Origin of the sequence: Bacillus sp. JJ1127 (assembly GCF_036965845.1) — a bacterium.
Classification (GTDB): Bacteria; Bacillota; Bacilli; order Bacillales; family Bacillaceae_G; genus Bacillus_A.
The window spans coordinates 20201-27077 of the sequence record NZ_JBALQK010000149.1 but is presented as its reverse complement, the minus strand read 5'-3'; the positions used below and the strand labels follow the sequence as shown (position 1 = coordinate 27077).

Sequence of the window (6877 nt, the reverse complement as noted above, 5' to 3'; positions counted from 1 at the left end):
CTTTTTCTACATTTATACCACAAAATGATGAATGACTCAACAAATGAAAACGCTGTTATACTAGTTATTACGCTTTGCGATTAAATCACAGATGGATAGTAAATATTCATCTTGTAATTGTAAAGACGCTATCGCATCTTTTGCTTTGACAATTGTTTCTTCTAGGATATCTTTTGCCTCGTCTATAGCAAATAACGTTGTATATGTACTTTTTTCATTTGAAGCATCACTACCAATTGGTTTTCCAATCTCTTCTTCTGTACCCTCTACATCTAAAATATCATCTCTAATTTGAAAAGCTAGACCGATATATTTCGCAAATGCGAGCAATTTTTCTTCTTGTTCTCGTGTAGCCCCTGCAAGCATAGCTCCTGCAAGCACAGCAAATTCTAATAATCGGCCTGTTTTGTGTTTATGAATATATTCTAATTCACTAAGCGTGAGCTGCTTCCCTTCCGCTTCCATATCCGCTACTTGTCCAGCAACCATTCCTTCTGGTCCCGCTGCTTTTGCAAGTTCAAATGCAAGTCGCAATTTTGTTTCTGCAGAAATTTCTTCGTGATGGTATGCTGTGACTACTTGAAACGCATACGTTAACAAGCCATCTCCTGCTAAAACAGCCATCGCTTCACCAAATACTTTATGATTTGTTGGCTTTCCGCGTCTTAAATCATCATCATCCATACATGGTAAATCATCATGAATTAATGAATACGTATGAATCATTTCAAGAGCACAAGCTGCTCCTACTCCAAGATCTCTTTCTTTTCCGAATGCTTGCAATGTTGCAAATAAAAGTAACGGGCGGAGACGCTTTCCACCCGCTTCCAATGAATATGCCATCGCTTCACGAAGTACATTTGGACATTGTAATTCATTTACATAGCGGACAAGCTGCTCTTCTACAAAAATTTTACTTTCTTTTACAAAAGTATCAAAAGCTACATATGCCACTATGCTTCATCTCCTAAAGCAGTAAATGGTGCGAGTTCTCCATCTTCCCCTAGGATAACTGCCATTTGTTCTTGTACATCTTTCAATTTCTCATCACAGAGCTTAGACAACTCCATACCTTCTTTAAAGTATGAAATTGCTTCTTCTAAAGGAACATCACCTTGTTCAAGCTTAGAAACGAGATGTTCAAGCTGCGAAATCGCTTCTTCAAAGCTTAATTTATTTTCCATTATTCAATTCACGCTCCTCTATGCCCGATACGTTACAATCTAATATTCCATCTTGTAATTGTACTAAAACCGCATCTCCAAGGCCGACATCTTTCACGCTTTTTAACACTTGTTTCTTCTCACTATACACAAGCCCATAACCTCTCATCATGACTTTAAGCGGACTTAATGCTTCTAGTTTTTGAGCTGTCCTTACAAATGCAAACTCTTTCGTTTGCATTAATGTTTGCATTTCACGTTGCAATTGCTTTTGCAGTGTTTCTATCGTTGTCTTAGTTTGTGAAATTTTTTGAGAAGGATGATGCTTCTCTAAGTAAAATGAAAGTTGCTTTAATTGGTTTACCTTTTTCTCTATATAACGCTCTTTTGCTAAAACAAGCTGTTCAAGAGCACGGTCTAACTGTTCTTCCTTTTGTTCATACACTTGCCTTGGGTAACGGAACGCATACGATTTTTGTAATACTTGTAATCGTTCTTGTTTTTTATGTAGCATCTCTCGCATAGCTCTTTGTAAGCGAAGGGTTCTTTGTAACACCTTCTCTTGTAACTCAAGAATATTCGGTACTGCAAGTTCTGCCGCTGCAGTTGGCGTTGGTGCACGTAAATCCGCTACAAAATCAGCTATCGTAAAGTCTGTTTCATGTCCAACAGCTGAGATGATTGGAATCTCACTTGCAAAAATTGCCCGCGCAACCATTTCCTCATTAAAGGCCCATAATTCTTCAATCGAGCCACCCCCACGCCCAACAATTAATACATCTATATCAGCCATCTCATTTGCTTCACGAATCGCTTGTACAATCGAGGGAGCTGCTGACTCCCCTTGTACAAGTACCGGAAATACAATCACATTTCCGATTGGATAACGACGTTTAATCGTTGTTATAATATCTCGAATCGCCGCTCCTGTTGGTGATGTAATGACACCAATTGTTTTGGCATATGGAGGAATCGGTTGTTTATAAACTTGAGAAAACAACCCTTCTTCCTCTAATCGAACCTTTAATTGCTCATAAGCTAAATGCAGATTCCCGACACCATCAGGCTGCATATCATGAACATAAATTTGATAGGAACCACTCGCCTCATAGACAGAAATCTTGCCTTTTACGAGTACTTTCATTCCATTTTCTGGTCTGAACTTTATATTGCGATTATGACCCGCAAACATAACCGCTGCTATTCGTGCATTTTCATCTTTCAATGTGAAGTACATATGGCCACGGCTATGATATTTAAAGTTTGAAATTTCTCCTTTTAACCAAACAGACTGCAAATGCGGGTCATACTCTATTTTTGTTTTCATATAGCGTGTTAATGCTGTAACGGTTAAATATTGTTTTTCCATTTCTCTCTCCTCATAGCCGATTCAAATTATTTACAAACTACTCCTGCGCGTTTTGCAGATTCAACCGTATTATGAAGGAGCATTGTAATTGTCATTGGACCGACTCCTTTTGGTACTGGTGTGATGTACCCTGCAATATCCAGTACATTTTCAAAGTCAACATCACCGCATAATTTCCCTGTATCTAAACGATTGACACCAACATCAATTACAACTGCACCTTCTTTTATATAGTCAGCCGTTACCATTTTCGGTCTTCCAACAGCTACAATTAAAATATCAGCTAACTTTGATAATTCTTTTATATTTTTTGTTTTGGAGTGACAGTATGTTACAGTCGCATTTTCATTTAAAAATAGCTGTCCCACTGGTTTCCCAACTATGTTACTTCGTCCAATTACAACAACGTGTTTTCCAGAAATATCAAGATTTGTTTCTTTTACTAATTCTACAATGCCGTGTGGTGTACATGGCAGAAATGTATCTTGCCCCGTCATCATACGACCAATGCTGATGGGATGAAATCCATCTACATCCTTTTCAGGTGAAATTCTTTCAATGATAGCTTTCTCTTCAATATGTTTTGGTAAAGGTAATTGTACTAATATTCCATTAATACGGTTATCCTCATTTAAGCGATCAATCTCAGCAAGCAAACGCTCTTCTGTAATTGTCTCTGGAAACTCAATTAGCTCTGAATAGATCCCAACTTGTTCACAGCCTTTTTCTTTTCCCTTTACATAAGAACGAGACGCTGGATCTTCGCCAACTAAAATAACTGCTAATCCTGGGACAATTCCTTGCTCTTTCAACTTCACAACTTCTTCTTTTAATTGTGTTCGTTTTTTCTCCGCAACTTCATTTCCTTTGATGATTACTGCTACCATTTTAAGATTCCCCCTTAAAGAAATTACAGTGTATCTTTTATATTAGATAAAACGCCGTTAATAAAACGACGAGATTCCTCATCCCCAAATGTTTTAGCAATTTCAATTGCTTCGTTAATTGTTACATTGTGTGGAATTTCTTCCATGTACTTCATTTCATACACAGCTAAACGTAAAATACTGCGATCCACAACACTGATACGTTCTAACTTCCACTTTTTTAAATTTTGACGAATCGCTTCATCAATTGCTTCTTTATGTTCTACAAAACCAACAACAAGTGACTCTAAAAATTCATTTGTTTCTTCGCCTTCTTCTAGCGTATTTTCCACCGCTACTTTTGGCTCTAATTCTCCAGTAATATCCATTTGATATAATGCTTGCATGGCTCTTTCTCTAGCCGTCCTACGTTTCATTGTAACTCTCCTTTATACTTCAAGTCTTTCCTTATGTTTTGTTATATTATTATAATTTATAAGCCGTCAATTTACTTACTCTTGCAGTTTTCATTGATTTTTCAACCTTATAATACAATGATAATAACACAATTTATCGTTTCACACACGGGTTACAAGGCTGAAAAATAACAAAAAGATTAACTTCAAGTTCCATACCCTATCACAATGTACGTTTTTTAGAAAAACATATCATCTTTCTTTATATTTCATACTTTTTAAAATAGTATAACAATTAAGAAGTCTTATACATGAAGGGATGAAACGAGAAAAAAGGTGCCTGTTTCACGAGGCACCTTTCATTCTTACACTGGCTCGATTTCTGTTTTTTGTGTTTCGAATGTTACGCCAACGATGTGAACATTCACTTCTTTCGGCTCAAGACCTGTCATTGTAAAGAGCGCTTGGCGAATATTATCTTGAATCTTTTGTGCAACAACTGGAATTGCCACACCGAAGTACATAATCACATAAACGTCAACGATGATATCTTCGCTTGCTAATTCAACCTTTACACCTTTACCGTGATTTTTCTTTCCTAACTTTTCAACAACATCTGTAGCAAAATTGCCACGCATTGCCGCTACACCATCTACTTCAGCAGCTGCGATGCCTGCAATTACTTCAATTACTTCCGGTGCAATTTCTACTTTTCCAAGAGTTGTATCTTGACCCATATCTAACATATGTTCAGCCATGAAAAAAACCTCCTTTAAATGTATCACTGCGTCACAAGTTCATGTTCTTCCAAAAATTTCGTATTAAATTCACCTTTTACAAAATCAGGATGATCTAGCAATTGTAAATGGAATGGTATTGTCGTATGTACGCCGTCAATGACAAATTCACTAAGCGCTCGCTTCATTTTTGCAATTGCCTCTTCACGTGTTTTTCCATGAACAATTAATTTTGCAACCATCGAATCATAGTACGGTGGAATTGAATAGCCTGGATAAACAGCTGAATCGACGCGAATACCAAATCCTCCTGGTGGTAAATACATTTCTACTTTACCTGGGGATGGCATAAATTTTTTGGCAGGGTTTTCCGCATTAATTCGACATTCAATTGCCCAACCATTAAATTGTACTTCTTCTTGCTGTAACGATAACTTTTCTCCAGAAGCAACGCGAATTTGCTCTTTAATTAAATCCATTCCTGTTACCATCTCAGTAACCGGATGTTCTACTTGAATTCGCGTGTTCATTTCCATAAAGTAAAAGCTTTTCGTTTTATATTCATAAATAAACTCAACCGTACCAGCACCTGTATAATCGACCGCTACCGCTGCTTTCACTGCCGCTTCACCCATTTGTTTGCGAATGTTCGCATCAAGTGCAGGCGAAGGACTTTCTTCTAGTAGTTTTTGCAAACGGCGCTGAATTGTACAATCGCGCTCTCCTAAATGAATGGCATTTCCATGTGTATCTGCCATTATTTGAATCTCAACATGGCGGAAATCTTCAACGTACTTTTCTAAGTATACACCAGGGTTTCCAAAAGCGGTACTAGCTTCTTGCTGTGTAATTTGAATTCCCTTTACAAGTTCCTCTTCATGACGTGCAACACGAATTCCTTTTCCGCCGCCGCCTGCAGTCGCTTTAATGATAACAGGATATCCAATTTCATTCGCAAGCTCAATCGCTTCTTCCGTATTTTTGATAATCCCTTGTGAACCTGGTACAATCGGAACCCCTGCTTCTTTCATTGTATCACGAGCAACGTCTTTTGTGCCCATCTTTGAAATAGCTTCTGGACTTGGTCCGATAAAAATCAAATTACATTCACGGCATAGTTCTGCAAAATCTGCATTTTCTGCTAAAAATCCATATCCAGGATGAATTGCATCACAACCCGTTAGTTTTGCAACGCTTATAATGTTCGTCAAATTTAAATAGCTTTCTTTTGAAATCGTTGGCCCAACGCAATACGCTTCATCTGCAATTTGCACATGAAGTGATTCTTTGTCTGCTTCTGAATAAATAGCAACTGTTTCAATATTCATCTCTTTACAAGCACGAATAATTCGTACAGCAATTTCCCCACGATTGGCGATTAATACTTTTTTTATCATCACAAAGACTCCCTTATTACGCTTTTACAAGAAATAGCGGTTGTCCGTACTCAACAAGTTGTCCGTTGTTAACAAGAATTTCAACAATTTCTCCCTCTACATCTGCATCAATCTCATTAAACAACTTCATCGCTTCAACAATGCATACAATAGAATCTTTTGATACTCGATCTCCAACACTTACATATGGAGGTACATCAGGTGAAGAAGAAGCATAGAATGTTCCTACCATTGGCGATGTGATTTTATGTAAATTCTCATCTTGAACTGCTTTCTTCTCTTCCTGCTTCGGTGCTTCTACACGAGCTGGAGCTACCGCTGTTTCAACTTCTACAGCTTGTGTTTGCACTGCTTGCTTCGCTACTGGAGCTTGCACAGAAACTACTTCATTACCACGTTTTTTCATTTTAATGGTTGTACCATCTTTTTTGTATTCAAATTCATCAATATTAGAGCTATCAATTAATTTAATTAATTCACGAACTTCTTGAATTTTAAACATATAAAATCCACTCCCATACACTTGTTTGTCTCGTTTTTACAGATACACAGCATATAGAAAACTGTATTGACTGTAAAAATACGATGCACTCTACTAGAAAGGCCATTTCTATAATCCTTACTAATAAAAATATTTACTATTCCTATCTTACGATAAATAGTCTTAACATTCCAACTCTATATTTCTTTATGATAAATCGAAACTCCTGTAAAAATATTATTCCACCGAATAGTTTATCACCTAGTAATAATACCAAGTTTCACACAAAATTGGCAAGACCACTTCCTAAAAAACATATTTCTCTTTCTTTGAAATGTATAATGTAAAGCTTGTATTTACCATCCTCACTTTATGCTATTCATTTAAACAAACATATTTTTACCAAATATTATTTTTTTGTTTACAAGCCGTTCATTCTTCCTTCACA

8 protein-coding genes are annotated in these 6877 nt (G+C 36.9%); all 8 read right to left on the bottom strand.

What is annotated here, in order from left to right:
* Positions 1-60 precede the first annotated feature (60 nt).
* Entirely contained in the window at positions 61-954 is an 894-nt protein-coding gene (locus tag V7183_RS15585) for a polyprenyl synthetase family protein (protein WP_335360103.1), read from the bottom strand.
* Positions 954-1184, bottom strand: a complete 231-nt coding sequence (gene xseB / locus V7183_RS15580; RefSeq protein WP_097896826.1) for an exodeoxyribonuclease VII small subunit — start codon at positions 1182-1184, stop codon at positions 954-956. Before xseB ends, V7183_RS15585 begins: the two co-directional genes overlap by 1 nt.
* Positions 1174-2532 (bottom strand): exodeoxyribonuclease VII large subunit, encoded by a 1359-nt coding sequence (gene xseA, locus V7183_RS15575; RefSeq protein WP_335360102.1) that lies wholly within the window; start codon positions 2530-2532, stop codon positions 1174-1176. The genes xseB and xseA overlap by 11 nt, the downstream gene beginning before the upstream one ends.
* Positions 2533-2558: 26 nt before the next feature.
* Positions 2559-3419, bottom strand: coding sequence for a bifunctional methylenetetrahydrofolate dehydrogenase/methenyltetrahydrofolate cyclohydrolase FolD (gene folD, locus V7183_RS15570; protein WP_097896828.1), 861 nt, complete (start codon positions 3417-3419; stop codon positions 2559-2561).
* Positions 3420-3442: 23 nt separating this feature from the next.
* Positions 3443-3835, bottom strand: a complete 393-nt coding sequence (gene nusB / locus V7183_RS15565; protein WP_097896829.1) for a N utilization substance protein NusB — start codon at positions 3833-3835, stop codon at positions 3443-3445.
* Positions 3836-4179: 344 nt separating this feature from the next.
* On the bottom strand, positions 4180-4572 hold the full coding sequence (locus V7183_RS15560) for an Asp23/Gls24 family envelope stress response protein (RefSeq protein WP_097896830.1): 393 nt from the start codon (positions 4570-4572) through the stop codon (positions 4180-4182).
* 23 nt (positions 4573-4595) lie between these two features.
* Positions 4596-5948: an acetyl-CoA carboxylase biotin carboxylase subunit gene (accC, locus tag V7183_RS15555; protein WP_335360101.1), complete on the bottom strand. Its 1353-nt coding sequence runs from the start codon at positions 5946-5948 to the stop codon at positions 4596-4598.
* 16 nt (positions 5949-5964) lie between these two features.
* A complete protein-coding gene (gene accB / locus V7183_RS15550) occupies positions 5965-6450 on the bottom strand; it encodes an acetyl-CoA carboxylase biotin carboxyl carrier protein (protein WP_335360100.1) in 486 nt (161 codons plus the stop codon).
* Positions 6451-6877 lie beyond the last annotated feature (427 nt).

What these genes read in the sequence shown, in the direction of transcription:
- V7183_RS15560 (WP_097896830.1), bottom strand. Translation starts at nt 4,572, where the DNA reads ATGGCTGAACATATGTTAGATATGGGTCAAGATACAACTCTTGGAAAA.
- accC (WP_335360101.1), bottom strand. Translation starts at nt 5,948, where the DNA reads ATGATAAAAAAAGTATTAATCGCCAATCGTGGGGAAATTGCTGTACGA.
- nusB (WP_097896829.1), bottom strand. Translation starts at nt 3,835, where the DNA reads ATGAAACGTAGGACGGCTAGAGAAAGAGCCATGCAAGCATTATATCAA.
- xseA (WP_335360102.1), bottom strand. Translation starts at nt 2,532, where the DNA reads ATGGAAAAACAATATTTAACCGTTACAGCATTAACACGCTATATGAAA.
- accB (WP_335360100.1), bottom strand. Translation starts at nt 6,450, where the DNA reads ATGTTTAAAATTCAAGAAGTTCGTGAATTAATTAAATTAATTGATAGC.
- xseB (WP_097896826.1), bottom strand. Translation starts at nt 1,184, where the DNA reads ATGGAAAATAAATTAAGCTTTGAAGAAGCGATTTCGCAGCTTGAACAT.
- folD (WP_097896828.1), bottom strand. Translation starts at nt 3,419, where the DNA reads ATGGTAGCAGTAATCATCAAAGGAAATGAAGTTGCGGAGAAAAAACGA.